Annotated in this window: 15 protein-coding genes; 10 read left to right on the plus strand and 5 right to left on the minus strand. The window is 68.9% G+C overall.

The genetic code is table 11. From position 1 onward, the window contains the following. The first annotated feature begins 14 nt into the window (after nucleotides 1–14). Both G7Z13_RS19305 and G7Z13_RS19310 read left to right on the plus strand, forming a co-directional pair. Nucleotides 15–2,243, plus strand: a complete 2,229-nt coding sequence (locus G7Z13_RS19305) for a DUF87 domain-containing protein (RefSeq protein ID WP_166000977.1) — start codon at nucleotides 15–17, stop codon at nucleotides 2,241–2,243. A gap of 28 nt (nucleotides 2,244–2,271) precedes the next feature. Further along, nucleotides 2,272–2,607 (plus strand): helix-turn-helix domain-containing protein, encoded by a 336-nt coding sequence (locus G7Z13_RS19310; RefSeq protein ID WP_166000979.1) that lies wholly within the window; start codon nucleotides 2,272–2,274, stop codon nucleotides 2,605–2,607. Nucleotides 2,608–2,635: 28 nt separating this feature from the next. Here the strand turns inward: G7Z13_RS19310 and G7Z13_RS33365 are convergent, their stop codons facing one another. Continuing rightward, the gene (locus G7Z13_RS33365) at nucleotides 2,636–3,205 is read right to left on the minus strand and encodes a peptide deformylase (protein WP_206313108.1); all 570 of its coding nucleotides are present in this window, start codon (nucleotides 3,203–3,205) and stop codon (nucleotides 2,636–2,638) included. Beyond that, nucleotides 3,202–4,176 (minus strand): helix-turn-helix transcriptional regulator, encoded by a 975-nt coding sequence (locus G7Z13_RS33370; protein ID WP_206313109.1) that lies wholly within the window; start codon nucleotides 4,174–4,176, stop codon nucleotides 3,202–3,204. Before G7Z13_RS33370 ends, G7Z13_RS33365 begins: the two co-directional genes overlap by 4 nt. Before the next feature lie 143 nt (nucleotides 4,177–4,319). On the opposite strand from G7Z13_RS33370, the gene G7Z13_RS19320 reads away from it, so the two are divergent. From G7Z13_RS19320 to G7Z13_RS19340, 5 genes are read left to right on the plus strand one after another with little or no spacing between them, the layout of a single operon-like run. Beyond that, nucleotides 4,320–5,474, plus strand: a complete 1,155-nt coding sequence (locus G7Z13_RS19320) for a glycosyltransferase (RefSeq protein ID WP_166000980.1) — start codon at nucleotides 4,320–4,322, stop codon at nucleotides 5,472–5,474. After that, nucleotides 5,471–6,175 carry a hypothetical protein gene (locus G7Z13_RS19325; RefSeq protein ID WP_206313110.1) on the plus strand — a complete coding sequence of 235 codons (705 nt, stop codon included), beginning with the start codon at nucleotides 5,471–5,473 and terminating at the stop codon, nucleotides 6,173–6,175. Before G7Z13_RS19320 ends, G7Z13_RS19325 begins: the two co-directional genes overlap by 4 nt. Further along, nucleotides 6,172–7,401: a glycosyltransferase family 4 protein gene (locus tag G7Z13_RS19330; protein ID WP_166000982.1), complete on the plus strand. Its 1,230-nt coding sequence runs from the start codon at nucleotides 6,172–6,174 to the stop codon at nucleotides 7,399–7,401. Before G7Z13_RS19325 ends, G7Z13_RS19330 begins: the two co-directional genes overlap by 4 nt. After that, the gene (locus G7Z13_RS19335; protein WP_166000984.1) at nucleotides 7,402–8,268 is read left to right on the plus strand and encodes a glycosyltransferase family 2 protein; all 867 of its coding nucleotides are present in this window, start codon (nucleotides 7,402–7,404) and stop codon (nucleotides 8,266–8,268) included. A 45-nt stretch (nucleotides 8,269–8,313) separates the two neighbouring features. After that, a complete protein-coding gene (locus G7Z13_RS19340; RefSeq protein WP_166000986.1) occupies nucleotides 8,314–8,838 on the plus strand; it encodes an ATP-binding protein in 525 nt (174 codons plus the stop codon). A gap of 9 nt (nucleotides 8,839–8,847) precedes the next feature. Here G7Z13_RS19340 and G7Z13_RS19345 read toward each other — a convergent pair whose 3' ends face one another. The 3 genes from G7Z13_RS19345 to G7Z13_RS34135 are packed head-to-tail and all read right to left on the minus strand — an operon-like array spanning nucleotide 8,848 to nucleotide 11,416. Next, a complete protein-coding gene (locus tag G7Z13_RS19345) occupies nucleotides 8,848–10,155 on the minus strand; it encodes a TniQ family protein (RefSeq protein ID WP_166000988.1) in 1,308 nt (435 codons plus the stop codon). Beyond that, nucleotides 10,152–11,153, minus strand: coding sequence for a TniQ family protein (locus tag G7Z13_RS19350; protein WP_346767994.1), 1,002 nt, complete (start codon nucleotides 11,151–11,153; stop codon nucleotides 10,152–10,154). The genes G7Z13_RS19345 and G7Z13_RS19350 overlap by 4 nt, the downstream gene beginning before the upstream one ends. A gap of 8 nt (nucleotides 11,154–11,161) precedes the next feature. Next, nucleotides 11,162–11,416, minus strand: a complete 255-nt coding sequence (locus G7Z13_RS34135) for a helix-turn-helix transcriptional regulator (protein WP_166000991.1) — start codon at nucleotides 11,414–11,416, stop codon at nucleotides 11,162–11,164. 72 nt (nucleotides 11,417–11,488) lie between these two features. Here G7Z13_RS34135 and G7Z13_RS19360 point away from each other — a divergent pair, with 72 nt between their 5' ends. Genes G7Z13_RS19360 through G7Z13_RS19370 form a run of 3 tightly spaced genes read left to right on the plus strand, consistent with a single transcriptional unit; the run spans nucleotide 11,489 to nucleotide 16,172 of the window. Continuing rightward, nucleotides 11,489–13,270: a TniQ family protein gene (locus tag G7Z13_RS19360; RefSeq protein WP_166000994.1), complete on the plus strand. Its 1,782-nt coding sequence runs from the start codon at nucleotides 11,489–11,491 to the stop codon at nucleotides 13,268–13,270. Next, on the plus strand, nucleotides 13,267–14,034 hold the full coding sequence (locus G7Z13_RS19365) for a TnsA-like heteromeric transposase endonuclease subunit (RefSeq protein WP_166000996.1): 768 nt from the start codon (nucleotides 13,267–13,269) through the stop codon (nucleotides 14,032–14,034). Before G7Z13_RS19360 ends, G7Z13_RS19365 begins: the two co-directional genes overlap by 4 nt. After that, complete coding sequence (locus G7Z13_RS19370) at nucleotides 14,034–16,172, plus strand: transposase family protein (RefSeq protein ID WP_166000998.1); 2,139 nt, start codon at nucleotides 14,034–14,036, stop codon at nucleotides 16,170–16,172. The genes G7Z13_RS19365 and G7Z13_RS19370 overlap by 1 nt, the downstream gene beginning before the upstream one ends.

The raw sequence follows: 16,172 nt of genomic DNA on the forward strand, positions 1-16,172 counted from the left end.
GAGCAAGAACCGTCATGAGCCTGTTCGAGCGCGACAAAGTCGTCGGCACCTTCCGCGGCTTCGCCGAAAGCGGCATGGAGTTCCACGCCGATCTCGTCCTGCCGCACCACGACGACTTCCAGACCATGGCCATGCACGGCCAGTTCGTCCTTGTCCAGCTCGAACACGAGCGTGAAGCCATCCTGGGACGGATCACCACCATCTCCTCCCAGGGCCGCCTGGTGTCCCCCATCGGTGAGGACTACGCCACTCGCGCTGTGCGCGACCAGCGACCCATCCCTGACGAGCTGCGCGAGCGCTACCTGAAGTACAAGGTCGACATCCGCATCCTCGGCGTTCTCCGCATGGAGGGCGACAAGCACATCTTCGTCCCCAGCCACCGACGCCTGCCGCACGTCGGCGCCCAGGTCGCCCTCCTGGGAGACGACCTTCTCGCTGAGGTCGTCAACGCCAACGACACCGACGACGGCGCGGTGCCCATCGGTTTCCTCGCCTTCGGTGAATTCGTCTACGCCGGCAACGACAAGCGCGTAGGCGACACCTCCTGGATGCAGGTCCAGCAGCCCGCGATCATGCCGACCTTCCAGATCGACAAGCTCGTAGCGCGTCGCAGCTTCGTCTTCGCCCGCGCCGGCTTCGGCAAGTCCAACCTGGTCAAGCTGCTCTTCTCCGCCCTCTACGAGCACCAGCCCACTGTCCCGCGCCGCTCTGGCGAGGCCCCCGTAGGCACGGTCATCTTCGACCCGGACGGCGAGTACTTCTGGCCCGATTTCAAGGGCCGCCCCGCCCTGTGTGATGTACCGCACCTGCGCGACAAGCTGGTGGTCTTCACCAACCGCAAGGGCCCCAGCGACTTCTACCAGTCCTTCGTCGTCAACGGCGTCAAGCTGAACATCAAGGAACTGCAGGCCTCGCGCGTGCTCGGTATCGCGCTGCCGCCGGAGAAGCAGGACCAGCAGAACGTCGTCAAGCTCAAGTCCCTCGACGGGCCCAAGTGGAGCCGTCTCGTCGACCTGATTCACCGCGACAAGTACGGAGCCGATCGCGACGAAGTTCGGGAGATCCTGAGTCTCGGCGAAAGCCAGGAGGCCGAAACGAACGCCGCGATCGGCAACATGACCCGCGTCGTCAACGCTCTCCACGACCCCGACAGCCAGCTCCTGAGCGCTCTGAAGGACTGTCTGTCCCAGGGCAAGCTCTGCGTGGTGGATATCTCCCAGATGCGCGGCTCTCAGGGACTCCAGCTCGCCGGCGTGATCCTCGGCGACATCTTCGAGCACAACCAGAACCAGTTCACTGAGGCAGACCCCAAGTCCATCCCTACCATCGCCGTCATCGAGGAGGCGCAGTCCGTCCTCGGTGGCTCCAGCCAGAGCGAGGACGGTCCCTTCGTCTCCTGGGTCAAGGAAGGTCGCAAGTACGACCTCGGCGCCCTGCTCATCACGCAGCAGCCGGGCAGCCTGCCGCAGGAACTGCTCAGCCAGGGAGACAACTTCTTCGTCTTCCACCTGCTCTCGCAGGGTGACCTGATCTCCCTGAAGAAGGCCAACGCCCACTTCTCCGAGGATCTGCTGGCCACCCTGCTCAACGAGCCGCTCGTCGGCAACGGCGTCTACTGGTCCAGTGCACCCGGCACCGACCGGCACTCGCGCCCCTACCCTGTCTCCGTGCGTGTCCTCAGTTTCGAGGACTCCTACGCGATGGCCGACCCCGACTACTCGCTCCCGGCCCCCGACAGCTTCGCCGCCCAAGCCCGAACCGCTGTCGAAGAACGACGTTCCGAAGCTCGGGTCGCCTCGGCCAGTCTCGCCGCCAGCCATCCGCAGGGCACCACGAGTGTGGTCGCGGGGGAAGAGCCCGCGGCGGACGACAGCGCGATCGCGATCGTCCACCTGCGTGACAACAAGCCCGAGTTCCACCAGATGATCGACACCGCTCGCGGCATCAAGTGGGGCCGTGTCGCGCACATGCTGGCAGAGAAGGCACCCGCCCACGCCCAGCGCGATGGGTCCGCCTTCGACTGGGGCAGGCGCCTGGTGAAGCAGGCGCTTGATCAGCTCTACCCGGATCAGTGGGTCGCGGTTGCCCGGGAAGACGATAAGGCTCCGGGCAGGTTCCCCAAGTTCATCATGCTGAAGGAACACGCACCGAAGGCCGGGCCCGAAGCGAACCAGAAGGACGACGAGACGCAGAGCGACGCTCTGTTCGACACCGCAGAGAACGGAGAGAAGCCTCCCTTCTAAGCTCGTACCATGCCGAGGAAGGAGGGACATGACCGCCAGCGACCGCAGTGCCCCGCTGTCCCGGGCCCAGAATGACCTCCTTCAAACCCTTTCGGCCCGGTGGACGATGCACATCCTGCTGGCGCTCCACGCCTTTGAAGACTCGCGACGATTCGGCGAGATCCAGGGAGATGTCCCCGGCATTTCCAACCGCATGCTCTCCAGTCGCCTAGCTGATCTGGAGAGCAGCGGACTGGTATCCCGGCATGTCGCTGCAACCCGACCGGTCACCATCACCTACCGGCTCACGGACCTCGGTCAGCAAGTAGCTGTCACGCTGAATCGGCTGCGGGACGTGGCGGCTTCCTCCGCTAAGTCACAGTGAATGCCCTGGTAGGGGTCTTCGCGGAGGATCAAGTGCCGTCGTAGACCCAGGTCTGACCGGTCTGCCGGTACTGCTCGACGGGGATGGGATCGACGCCGGTCCTCATGCGGGCGGTGTACAGCAGGCCGTCGAGGTGGTCGATCTCGTGGTGGATGAGGCGGGCGAGGCCGCGTTCGTACACGGTGGTGACGGTCTCGCCGGTCAGGGCCGTGGTCTCGACGGTGATCTTCAAGGGGCGTGGGACGAGGCCGCGGACGTCGAAGAAGCTGAGGCAGCCCTCGTACTGCTCGTCCATCTCCTCGGAGCGGTCGGTGATCTTCGGGTTGAGCAGGATGATGGCGGGTGCGGCGCCGGGCGGCTGGACGACGGTGGCGGCCCGGCCGATGCCGATCTGCGGGGCGGCGATGCCCATGCCCTTGGCGAAGGGGTGGACCTGGCCGATCCGCTCCATGGCGGCGAACAGTTCGTCGGTGATGCGCTCTGCCTCGTCGTGCTCGGCGGGCAGGTCGAAGGCGCGGGCCGGTTCGGCGAGGATGCCGGCGCCGTGCTGGACGACTCCGAGGCCTCGCATCTGCTGGCTGGGCCGCACGTCAATCACCTGAACTCCCCTTGATGCGTTTCGAGTTCGGGCCGTGCCCGAAACCGCCACTCAAGACGGTACCGAGCGTGGAGGGCGGGTGTGGTCGTGATCCATGTGAATTGCCGTAGTTCACCGTCATCGCTGCGGACGGGAGGGGTTCGCAGCGGGGAGGCTTCGGCGGTCATGGAGGTCTCGGTGCCCCACACGACCGGATCAAGGGCGGCGGGGAAGGCCAGCTGAACCTCCAGTTGTTCGGTGGGCAGGCGTACGGCCCGCTGGAACCAGTTGCCCCACTTCTCGTCCCCGACGGTGTAGGCGTACTCGATCCACACCGATTCGCCCGGGTAGAGCGGGAAGCGACCGTGTTCGTTGTCGAACAGCAGCCAGACTTCCTTGAAGGCGTCCCGGTCGTGCTTGGCCTGCCACCGCATGGTCTCCCCTCGACAGGTGGCCGTGAGGTCGAGTTCATCCCAGGTCAGCGGGTGCGCCCGGTAGTGCGCGTTGGACCGCTCCGGGTCGCCGGGATAGCGGTCGACGGAGATGCGGATCAGGTAGCGGGTGACGGGCTCCTCGCCGGTGTTCCGCAGCAGCCGTCGCATCGTGAGCCGGTACGAGCGTCCGTCGTACTGGAGCCGTGCAGCATCGTGTTCAACGACAAGCGCGGAGCCGGTGGCGTACGGCTGCTCGGGCCTGCGCGGGGTCGGCGGGGCAACGGCCGGGCGCCGGGACCTCGTCCGGGCCTGCTCGTAGTCGCACCAGCGCCGCCAGATCGCCTTCCCGGCGTTCAGTGTCTCTTCGGCAAGCCGGGCGAACTCCTCGCTGGGCTTGTGGCGGCCGGATTCCATGTGGCTGACGTACGACGGGTCAAAGCCCATGGCCAGCGCTAATGCCCGCTTGGACATGCCGCGTACTTCCCGCCACCGCGCGAGCTCGGCCGCGAAGTCCTCGGCTGCCTGCTCGACGGTGCTCTCCTCGCTGTGCGCGTCCATCGAAGCCCCGCCCCGCGTCATCGTTGGTGAGCATGAATGAACCGTGAGTGATCCAAGTTCATCATCCCGTCACGGCCTGCGTCGCCGTTTTCCTTCCCTCAGCGGCCCGGATCGACCCCCGGGCAGAGGAGGGAGGCGGCATCATGCGCGTGCTGTACCTGCTGAACATCTCCAACCCTGACCGGCTGTCCGCGGATTCGGGTTGGATCTTCGCGGACCTGCTCGCCCCGGCCCTGGCCGACGCCGGGGCCGAGGTGACCGTCGCGGCCCCGGCTGCGGCCGGGGATGCCCGGTGCGGCTTCCACCAGACCAAGGTGCCGGGAACGAAGTACCGAGCCCGGTTCTCGGCGGACATCGACGAGATGGTGGCACTGATCCGGGCCGAGAATCCGGATGTGGTGGTGGCCAACCAGGTCGAGGAGGCCCCGGCGATCCGCACGGCCCTGCTGGAGGTCGGATCGAACGCGCTGCTGGCCGGGTACTGCCACTACCTGCCGTTCTCCTTCACCGGCGGCGGCCAGCTCGTGCTCGACCCCTCCCTGAACGACGCGGGCCTCGGGCGGCCGGTGCTGCTGGCGTTCGCCGCCGGCCTCGCCGCCTGTGACCGCGTGATGGTCCACTCCGCCACGGCCGCCTCCTGGGTGTCGGCCGCCGCCGCCCGGATGACCGTAGACCTCGGCGAGAAGCTGCGGGTGGTGCCAGCCCCGCGCGACGAGCGCCTGGTCCGCGACGCAGCGACCACCCGGCTCGCCTCCGGCACGGCGATCGGCATCTACAACCACCGGCTGTACGCGCACTACGGCACCGGGAAGTTCGTGGACCTCGCCCGCGAACTCAGTGCCTCGGGCACGGTACGGCTGCGGGTCATGGACCTGTTCGGCCAGCGCCGGGCGGAACGCAAGGGCCTGGACGACAGCCCCGAGAAGATGCGGGACCAGCTCGCCGCGCTGCCGCACGTCCAGGTCGTCTCCGACCGCGGTGACCGCGTCCGCTACAAGAACCTGCTGGTCGGCGCCCGCTTCGGCATCGCCCCCTTCCGGCCGGGCTGCCCCTGGTCGATGAGCGTGATCGACTGCCAGGGCATGGGCTTGCCGGTCATCGCCCCACGTCTGGGCTGGCTGGCCGAGCACATCGACCCCGAGCTGTGCTTTACCACCCCGGCCGAGGCCGTCGTCCTGGCCGAGCGTCTTGCCACCGACGACGAGTTCCACGCGCTGCACGCCAAGCGGGCCCACGCCTCCACCGCCGACCTCGCCCCCGGCCTGGTCGCTGCCCGCTACCTGGAGGCCATCTCGTGACCAGCTTCGACGCCGTCCTCCTGTCGTACGACGAGCCGATGGCCAACGCCCTGCACGCCCGGCTTCAGCGGACGCTGGGCGGCACGGTCAAGCGTCTGCACGGTGTGCACGGGATGCGCCGGGCCTACCGGCTGTGTGCCGAGGTCGTCGACCACGAGCAGTTCTTTCTCGCCGACGGCGACTTCGCCATCGACACCGACTTCGACGTGGCTGCCGTCGAACCGCTGGACGAGGGAGTGTCCATGCGGGTGTGGCGGGCGGTCAACCCGGTCAATGGCCTGGCTTACGGCTACGGCGGGCTGAAGTTGATCCGCCGCAGTGCCCTGCGCGAGATGGGCGAGGCCGTGGACGTGCTCGCAGCCCTGCCGGGACGCATCGAGTTCGCTCAGCACACCGCCGGGATCACCCGGTTCAACCAGAGCCCGTTTCACGCCTGGAAGGCCGGTTTCCGCGAGTGCGCGATGCTCGCCCGCGGCAGTGAGTACGGCATGGCCGACGATGACGCACACAAGCGCGTCGAGGCATGGACGCTCAGCCGCAGCGGCGAGTTCGCCGCCTACGCCGCCGCTGGGGCCCGGGAGGGCGCCGCCTTCGCCCGCCAGACCGCGCGCGACCCGCAGCAGTTCGATCATCTCAACAATCCCACCTGGCTGCGGGAGAGGTTCACCGCCGCCCACGGGGATCAGGTGGTCTCGGGATGACCGGCCCGCTCGTGCTCATCGAGCCGTACGCGAACCGCCTGGGCGGGCACCACCAGCGCACGCTGGTGGCCCTCGCCCAGGCCCGGCCCGGCAGCTTGGTCATCGCCCCGCACGGGATCGCCGCCGAGTCGGTCCGCGGCCTGCGCGAGGCGGGTGCTCGGCTGGTCACCGGACCGGCCGGGCGGGCGTCGGGCGTCCTGCTCGTGGCCGCCCGGCTGGCGGCTGGGTTTTCCGCAGCCGGTCAGCGTCTGTTCCGATCGCGCCGCTGGCCCCGCCGCCTGCGGCGGCTGCCGCACCAGATCACCCTGATCGCCCGCTGCCTGACGGAGGCGTCTGCGCTGCGGTCCGCCCGTCGGTTGGAGTCCGGCGCCGACGCGCTGGTGATCCTGACCGCGAGCGAGGCCCTGCATGGGGCCACCGCCCTCCTGGGCGGCCAACCGCACCTTCGGTTCGTCCACGAGGCGGTTACCACCGAGGACGCCATCGTGAGGCTGCTCGGCCGGCTCGCGCGCCCAGGCGAGCAACAGGTGATCGCGGTGTACCCGACACAGGCTGTCGGCGATCAGCTCGCCGGGGCCTTCGCCGACCTGTCGTCGGTAGTTGGTGGGTTCGCGGTCGACGACGGGCTGCGCCTGACCGCAGCTGAACGCGACGGCGGCCGGGCCGCGTTCGACATTCCCGCCGACGAGGCCGCAGTGTGCCTCGTCGGCGGCTGGTGGCCCTACAAGGACATCACCGTCGTCGACGCCGCGCTGGCCCTGCTGAAGGAACCGTTGCACCTGGTGGTGACCGGCTCCCCGCTCGACGAAGCTGTCCTCCGGCGGTGGCGGGATCTGTCCGGTCTGCGGGTGCACACTGTGCCCGGCCCGGTCAGCGAAGCCGTGCTTCGACTGGTGTACGCCGCCGCCGACGCTGCCCTCGTCACCCGCCACGCCGGAACCGCCAAGGAATCCGGGCTCGTGGCGGACGCCGCCCGCCTCGGCGTCCCCTTGATCGTCTCCGACCACGATCCAGCCCTCACTGCGCTCCTGCACGGCCAGCCCTGGGCTCTGACGTTCCCCGCCGGCGACTCGGCCGGCCTCGCCGAAGCCCTGCACACCGTCATCCGCCAGCCGCCCCCGGTGCCCGGCCCTGACGTCCCCGGCCTGCTGGGGATGCGGTCGGCCGCCGAGCAGGCCGACTTCCTCACTCGCACCTTCGCCTCCCTGCGATCGAAGGAGTCCTGAATGCTGAGCACGCCTCCCGCGCTGGTCGCCGTCGTAGGTCCCGTCGAGCCGCCCCTGCTGGCCGCCTGGGTCCGCCACTACCGCTGGCTGGGCGTCGAGCGGTTCCTGATTGCCTTCCACTCTCCCGAGCACGTCTCCGACGTGCGCCGGCACGAGCTCCAGGCCGCCGCCCGCGAGCTGGGCGTCATCCCCATCGGCACCAGCACCGGCCCGTGGCACGAGCACACCAACACCCAGCTCCGAGATGCCCTGCGGCACCGGGCCGGGCCCGGCTGGCACCTGCTTGCCGACGCTGATGAGTTCCAGCAGTACCCCGCCCCGCTCGCCGAGGTGATCGCCCAAGCCGACAAGTCTGGACACCGTGTGGTGGGCGGGCTGATGCTCGACCGGGTCGCCGAGAGCGGACGCCTGACCGGCTGGCTACCTGAAGGCGGTCTCGACCTCGCCTATCCCCTCGGCGGCCACCTCACCCATCGGCTCCTGCACGGCGATCCCAGAAAGATCGTCCTCGCCCGCCATGACGTGGCTGTGGCCTCCGGCAACCACCGGGCTCCAGGCCACCGGCCGGATGCGGACCGCATCTGCGCGGTCCACCACTTCAAGTGGCGCTCGGGTATCCTGGACGACCTCCGTCGTCGGGTCCAGCACTTCTCTTCCGGCACTTGGGAGGAACACACTCCGGCCGTCCGCGACGAGGCTGGCCGCCTGCTGGCCCACGTCGGCCGGTACGGCGGCGTGATCAACACCAGTGATTTGCGGTTCGCCTTCCGCCGGGTGAGCCTTGACCGCATGCCGTTCAGCTGGCCCGCGGAGGCCCGTGGCATCTTCACCACCTGGCGGCCCTACGCGTACGTGAGGCAGGACTGAGACAATGTCCGATGCTCGCGCGCTCGTCGCGGAAGGGATGACTACGTGCCCCTCGCCGTTCTCCTGGCCGGTCTGACCGGCTCCGGGAAAACCACCGTGGCCCAGGCCCTGGCCGACCACGGCTTCGTCCGGCTGTCCGTCGACGAGGAAGTCCACCGCCTCCACGGCCGGTACGGCGTGGACTACCCCGAGCACACTTACTTCGAGCGTGAACGGCCCGTTGTCGAGGCGATCCGGCAGCGGTTCATCAAGGAGATCGAGGCTGGGAACGACGTCGTCCTGGACCACGGGCTGTGGCGCCGCACCGAGCGTGACGCCTGGCGGCAGGCCGCCCGCGAAGCGGGCGGCCACCCCCTAGTCGTCTACTTCCCCGCCAGCCGAGCCGAACTGCTGCGGCGCCTTGCCGAGCGCAACCAGCGCGAGGACGCCAATGCGCTGACCGTCACCCCGGAAGCCCTCGACGACTTTTTCGCCCGTTTCGATGTCCCAGCCGAGGACGAGGAAGTGATCGTCCACAGCGGAGACCTCGACACGCTCGTGGCAGCGCTCCGTGATATCCCCCGGGCCTGAGGCTCGGTTTCACGGGCTCGTTGCATCTTCCGCCCCCTGCTCTTGAAGCTGCGCAAGGGCCTGTGGGTCGAGAGCCTGCGCCAGGAGTTCGCGGAGCTGAGGGCTGGCCCGGCGCATGTACGACGGCAGGTGATCGTCGAAATCCCGCAGGCTGGCCGGGCGGGGAACGGTAAGGACGTCTTGGACCGTGGCGGCGATGTCCTGGCTGTCGAGAATCTGGCCGATGACGCAGAGCTTGGCGGCCGCAGTGACTGGATCGCGTTGCTTGGTCATGACGGTCGGTGCGGTGACGCGCCAGGGGTGCAGGAAACCGGAGTCGCTGGTCCTCAAATGGACTGAATCGTTGGTTTCGCTCCACATCGACTGTGGAGGCTCTTCGACGTCATTCCGCAATCGGCGCCGAGCCGGGTCTTCCGGGCGGAAGCGCTGTTGCAGAGCGGGATCGCAGCTGGTGAAGATGCGGACCCGACAGGGGTGGGGATCGGTGAGGAGGATGCTCAGGGTCCGCACGTCGTCGTACCACTGCTGGCGTTCCTTCGTCGGAGTGGAGCCATGGGTGTGGAGCCGGGCCAGTCTGTGATGCACACGTCGCACGGTCGGGTCGGTGACCGTCGGCGTCTCGATCTCCCACAACGGTCGGCCGCAGCGTTTGCGCTTGGTGCGGCGCTTGCCGGCCGGCGGCGGGACCCGGGGCTCGTCGGCACGCGTGAGGAACCCGGGGCATCGTCCGGGCGCGTCCCCGCGCAGAGTTGACGGTGAGAAGGGAGAGCCGCAGTCAGGGCAGAAGGAGATGGTGTAGCAGCCGTGCCGCGGACACATCACTGCCCACGGCTGGTACCACCACAAGGGCCAGCGCACGGGCGGGGCGAGGCACAGCGGGCAAAACGCCCAGGTCTCCTCCGGCGCCCAGGGGAACTCTGGATGCCGATAGAGCCTGCCCTCGCTCTCCTCGACGATGCCGAACAGGGTCATGCTGCGAAGCTCCTGTGGCCCCAATCCCGTGGCCGTATGCAGTGCCAGGGCTTCGGGCAGGGGAAGCTCGGCGGTGTGGCGAGTCAGACGTGCGGCGTGGGCGGCCTTCGGCGTCAGGCCGAGGACATCCATGATCTGCGCGCGGTCCACCTCATGCACGAAGGCGAGGTGGTCGACCCAGCTGAACAGGGACTCACCGACACGCGGGAGGACAACGACGGGCAGGCGACGCGGGAGCGGACGGTTCCCACCCTCAGTGGCCGGGACCTGGTGCAGGCCGGGCCGGGCTTCCTCGGAACCGGGCAAAGCGCTGTCCGGCATGCCGCCGGACGCGGACGGCTTCACTGGGGTCCTCGGGGGTCTGGGCGGTTGACGGTCCAGGCCACGGGATGAACGCGGTAGGGGGACAGGGTGTTGATGTAGGCGGGACCTTGATAGGGCAGAGCCACCAGCTCTGACTCCAGGGCCTGTCGCATGTGTTCCGTTCGGTGGTGAAACGGTCCGAAGACCAGGGACGTACCCCACAAGTACCGGGAGCGCTCGGTGAGGTGATTCAGCGGCTGCTTGATCAGTAGCCATTGCACCGCCCGCTCCGGGCGGTAGAGCCGGGCCGCAAGACGCTGGGCCACGTGCGCGGCACCGGCCATGTGCAGCGGATCGGTCCACGCATACGCCAGTTCGGCACTCCTGGACTGAAGGGGGCGGTGAGCACTCCGCAGTTCGTCTCGGGCTCGCAGCAGCATGGTGGAGGTCAGCCGCTGCGCGGCCAGTGCGGTCAGGGAGGCGAACTCCGTCTCCGCTGCGGATTCTTCCGCCGTTCCGTACAGCCAGCGCATCAGCCGCTTCTGTCCCTCCAGGACGAGCGGGTCGGTCACTGGCATCGCGACGCCTTGGTCCAGGCGGCCGCGGCAGACGGTAGCGCCGTCGCGTGGGGGACGTGGGGTGTGGTCGTTGGAATGCCGGCGAAGCGCCCAGGCCCCGACTGCCCAGGCAGTCAGGACGCCGGGATGCAGATAGGGCGGGGACGGAAGATTGGGCAGGGCGGTGGCGGCGAAGCGCGACAGCAGCATGCCGCTGATCGTTTCTGCCGCTACTCCAGTCGCCCGGTGGAGCGCCTGGACGGAGGACGGCGAGAGCGCCAGGCCCGCCGTGGTCGGGCGCATCTCACCTCGTGTCGAGAGCCCAAGGGCCTGGAGAACGTCCGGTTGGTGTATCCCGTAGGCGAGTGCAATCCAGCTGATCCAACTGGGCAGTGACTCCTGTGTGCCGGGCAGGGGAACGGCAGGCAGCCGCCGCGGCGCCGTTTCCTGTGGCGGGGCTGGCCTGACGGTTCCGTTCGGCACGCGGGCCCCTACCGGCTGCCTGGGTCCGTGTCCTCGAAGAGCTCGGAGGGGGCGACCCCCAGAGCCTTGGCGAGTGCGGGAACGCGGTCCACGGAGATGCTGTGGACCGCTGCCTCGACCTCGGCGTAGAAGGACCGGTCCATCCCCGCTGCGGCGGCCACGGCGGTCTGGGTCAGTCCAGCACGTGTACGCAGAGCCCGCAGTCTTCGGCCGAAGGCCAGTCGCTGGGCCGGAACACCGGTATCGGAATCACTGCTCGCCACAGCCGGTAACCGTAGTACAGTCCCACGTTTGTAGGATATCTCCTACAAGATTGCGGCGGGGAAGGGGATGCCATGAACGGAGGTGGTCTGCCGAGGCGGCTCCCGGCGGTGGCGGTTCCCGTCAGCGGTGAGTCGTTCGCCTCGTGGCTGAGCCGGGCCGCTGCCGACTGGCAGCTCGCACCAGGTGAGGCCGCGCAGGTGGTGGGCCTGGAGTGCAGGTCGGGCTACTCGGCGGTGCGTCCGGTGTTCTTCGGGATTGCGCTGACCGAGCGGAGCCTTGTGCAGGCCGCGGCGGCCACCGGGCTCGAAGCACGGTGTTTGCGGGCGATGCAGTTGTCGCGGTACGCGGCGAGCGCGCTGGACTTCACCGGGCTGGACCTGTCATTGGAGGCGTCACTCACCGCAGTCGGCCACCGGGAGTGGGCCCTGTTCACCTCCAGCCGGGCGTGCCCGAAGTGCCTGGCTGCCCGACCGGTGTGGCAGCTGTGGTGGCGTCTGGGGATCGCTGCGGTGTGCCCGGTGCACCAGGTGCTGCTGGTGGACGTGTGCTCCCGCTGTCAGATCCGGCTGGGCCGTGGTTATGCCGCCCACCCCCGCGGACTGATCACCCGCCGGGGGGAAGTGGATTTGAGCCGCTGCAACAACCGCCGCCCCGCGAGCAGACGGCGAAAGGCCGGGCTGTGCGACCAGAGGCTGGCCACGCTGCCCACCACCCCGGTGCCTGCCGCGCTTGCCGCACTGCAGCAGCGGGTCCTCGACATCGCCGACGGCCGCAATGCGCCGCGAGTCGCGGGCCGCAGGGTGGCCCCGGTGGAGTTCTTCGCCGCGCTGCGATTCACCGCGGCCCTGGTACGGCTGGTGGCCACCGCCGACGACCTCGCCGCCTGCGCCGTGCTGCCGGATGAGGCAGCCGAGACGTTCGCTGCCGACCAGCATGGGCGGCAGCAGGCCAGCCGGGGCGGCGCCGGCACCCAGCTGCGGGCCAGCCCGCCCAGCGCGGCCCACGCCGCGGCCCTGCTCGCCCTGACCGAGCCGGTGCTCTTCACCCCGGATCCGCACGCCTGCCAAGACCTGGTGAACGATTGGATGGGCCGCGCGGTCGCCTGGCGCCGCACCCCGGGCAAGAGTGACCCGCTGCGTCCCGTTCCCCGGCCGCCCTGCCTGGAGCCGCTGGTACGGGCGGCTGCCCCGCCCGGCTCTCGCATCGCCGGAGCACTCTCCGCCCGCCCCGCGGCCAGGCTCTCCTTCACCGCAGACCACCTGCCCCACCTCGTGGACGCCGAGGACTACGCCGAGCTGCTCGAACCTCACCTTCCTGGCACCGCGCCGGTCAGCGGGCGGAGACTGGCCGCCTTGGCCCTGGCCCGCCTCGCCGGCGCCACCAGCTGGCAGCGGGCTGCCGCCGATCTGGCCATGGAAACTCTCAAGGCCGCCCGCGCCACCAACACCCTGGTCCAGCGCATCACCGACCCCGACGCGTTCTGGACAGCGGTCGAACAGCTCGGCGCCCGCCACCTCGAGCGCGGCTTGATCGACTACGCCGCCCGGCGTCGGACGCTCGCCGGTCTGACCGCCGTCCCGCACGCGGTGCTGTATCCGGTATGCCGCCCGCTGGAGCACGACGTCACCCTCCAGCGCCGCCGCCACGCCGCCGCCTGGGTCTGGCAGCACTTCACCGGCGGTGATGTCCGCGAAGCCCCCGCCTACCTCCCGGAGCTGTGGACACCGACCAGCACCGAGTCTGTCCGAGAGGGCTGGCGCCGTTTCGCAGTCTGGATCCCCGACACCGTTGCCGACCACCTGATTGCCTTCGGGCGCGACCTTCTCCACGCTCACGTACCAGGAGGGGCATGAGCCCGAAAAGATCCCGCACACTGCGGCCCGTACGGCATGCATTCCAGCAGCTGTTCATCCACTACTACGACGCAGGCGGCACCGAACGGCTTCTGCCCGCCGACCGGGCCGCCGATGTGCGCTTCGAGACCTGCCTGCCCGCCCGTGACATCCCCTCCTATGCCGGGCAGAAGCACACTCCCGGCTTCTACTGGGCAGCAAGCAGCGACACCGTCCTGGAGTACGAGAGCTTCCTGGAAGCCCGCTGGATGAAGCTCCTGGACTTCGACGCGAACGTCGCCTGTTTTGCGGCCCAGCCATTCATCTTCGAGGGCATCGACGCCGACGGGCCCTGGACCCACTACCCGGACCTGTTCGTCCGCCGCACCGACGGCTCGGTGCTGCTGCTGGACGTGAAGAATCCCGAACAGGTGGACAAGCCCAAAGTCCAGCACCAGGCCCGCCGCACCGCAACGGCGTGCGCAACGCTCGGCTGGGACTACCAGATGGTCGGCGAACCGGACCCGCAGCTGTGGGCCACCGTCGAGTGGCTCGCCGGCTACCGCAGGCCCCTGAACGCCGCAGCGCCCGTCGCCCACGTCCTGCAATTCAGAGCCCAACACCCCGTCGCTATCGGCGAGCTGCTGTCCCTGTGGCCCGACCCCCAGGTTGAACGCGCCGTCACCTATCACCTCATGTGGCATCACCGCCTGCTGTTCGACCTCACCCAACCCCTGCGCGATCACACCCGGGTGTGGACCGCGCCCGCCCTGGAGCACGCCTGATGGACCAGCGCCACCGCATCGCCGCCACCGACTGGATCGAGTTCGAGGAGGAAAAACACCAGGTCACCGGCATGACCGGCGCCTTGGTCAGGCTCCGCTCCGCCTCCGGGCACCACCAGACCATCATGCTCAGCGTCCTGCTTGCCGACCCCTCCTTCCGCGCCCAGACGATCCCACCGCCCCAGGCAGCGGACATCACCGCGGGACTCGATCCGGGCGGCGTCCTGGCGCTGCTGCCGAAGGAAGTCCGCGAAGAGGCCCTGAAGCTGGAAGCCCACATGAAGGAGGCCACCACCGGATACCGCTCAGGCGACCGTCTCGACGCCGAGGCCGGCGAACCACGCCGCGACTACCACCCCGACCTCCCGCTCACCGCCCGCGTCGAGGCCAAGGCGGCCGAACTGGGCCTGACCGCACGCCGCATCTGGCAGCTCCTGGACGAGTGGGAGGAAAACGGCCTGTGGGCGCTGGTCGACCGGCGCAAGGCACGCCTGAAGAACCCCCTGCGCAACATCGACGAGCGCGTGATCACCGCCATCCGGGAGCAAGCGGCCGCCGAACGCCTCGACAGCTCCTCCAGCGTCTCCACGCGTTTCCGCCGCCGCACCCAGAACCGGCTGGACGAGGACTACGGGCCCGGCACCGTCCCTCTGCCCAAGGAAGACACCTTCCGCCGGGTGGTCAAGCTCCTCCTCACCCGCAGCCCCTCCGACCCCGCCTACCAGCGGATCTCGGACGCCAACCAGCCTGACCGCACCTTCGGCCACGTCATCGCCCACCGGCCCGGCCAAGTCGTCATGCTCGACACCACACCGCTGGACGTCCTGGCCTGGGACCCCGCGGTGAACGCCACCTACAACGTCGAGCTCACCGTCGCACTCGACGTCGCCACCCGCTCCATCCTCGCCTGGCGCCTGACTCCGCTGGGCACCAAGGCCATCGACATCGGCCTGCTCCTCGCCGACGTCATGACACCCGAGCCCGTGCGCCCCGACTGGGCCGACGCCCTGCGCTACCAAATGCTGCGCGTCCCCTTCGAGCGCCACCTCAGCGTGGACGAACGCCTCGCCGAAGCCGCCGCTCGGCCCGTCATCTATCCCGAAACCCTGCTCTACGACCACGGCAAGCCCTACAAGTCCGATGTCGTCCACCGCGCCTGCCGCAAATGGAAAATCGACATCCAGGACGCCCGCAAACTCAAGCCCACCGACAAACCACACGTCGAACGCCTCTTCGGCACCATCCGTGAGCAGTTTTCCATGCACGTCGCCGGATACAAGGGCTTTAACGTCGCCCACCGCGGTAAGACGGTCGAGCAACAGGCCCGCTGGGCCTTAGACGAGATCGCTGAGTTCTTCGCCGAGTACGTCGTCGCCGTCTACCAGAACCAGCACCACACCGGGCTGCACTTGCACGGCTTCCCCGACCTGAATATCTCGCCCAACGAGGCGTACGCCATGGCCCTCGGCTCGGCCGGCTTCGTCGACTGCCCACGCGACCCCAACCTGTACTACGAGCTGCTGCCCATCGCCGACAACGGCCGGGCCATCAACCCCTACGGCGTCGAACTCAACTACCTGATCTACGACGCGCCCGTGCTGTACCAGTTCCGCCGGACCAAGTCTCCCTACGACGACGGGCTTTGGCCCATCCGCTACGATCCGCGCAACCTGCTGCACGCCTACTTCCATAACCCCCGCGATAGCAAGTGGTACACGCTGAGCTGGACCAAGGCACTCAGCGACCTGCAGCCCTTCACCGACATCACCCTCCGCGAGGCAAAGCGGCTGGTCGAATTCCGCAGCGGCGATCCGAAGGACAAGGACTACCAGGAGAAGATCGCTAAGGCGCTGTGGGACCTGCAAAACCGCACCGACGCCCCCGAGACGTGGTCGAAGACCGACCGTAAGCGTCACACCCGCGACCGCCACCGCGCCCAGGCACAGGCCCTCGACGAGGCACGTTCCACACCCGCCGTCCCCGCCCCGGCCCTTCCTCGCCCCCGGCCGGACACTCCACCGCCAACCGTGCCGGGCCTGCACGCCGTGCCGAACCTGCCGGACGAGGACGACGACTTCGACCCGCACACCGTCCAGCCCGCCGAGGTCTGGAACCCCCACGCCAGCCAGGAGGGCTGA

It is taken from the genome of Streptomyces sp. JB150 (assembly GCF_011193355.1).
GTDB lineage: Bacteria > Actinomycetota > Actinomycetes > Streptomycetales > Streptomycetaceae > Streptomyces.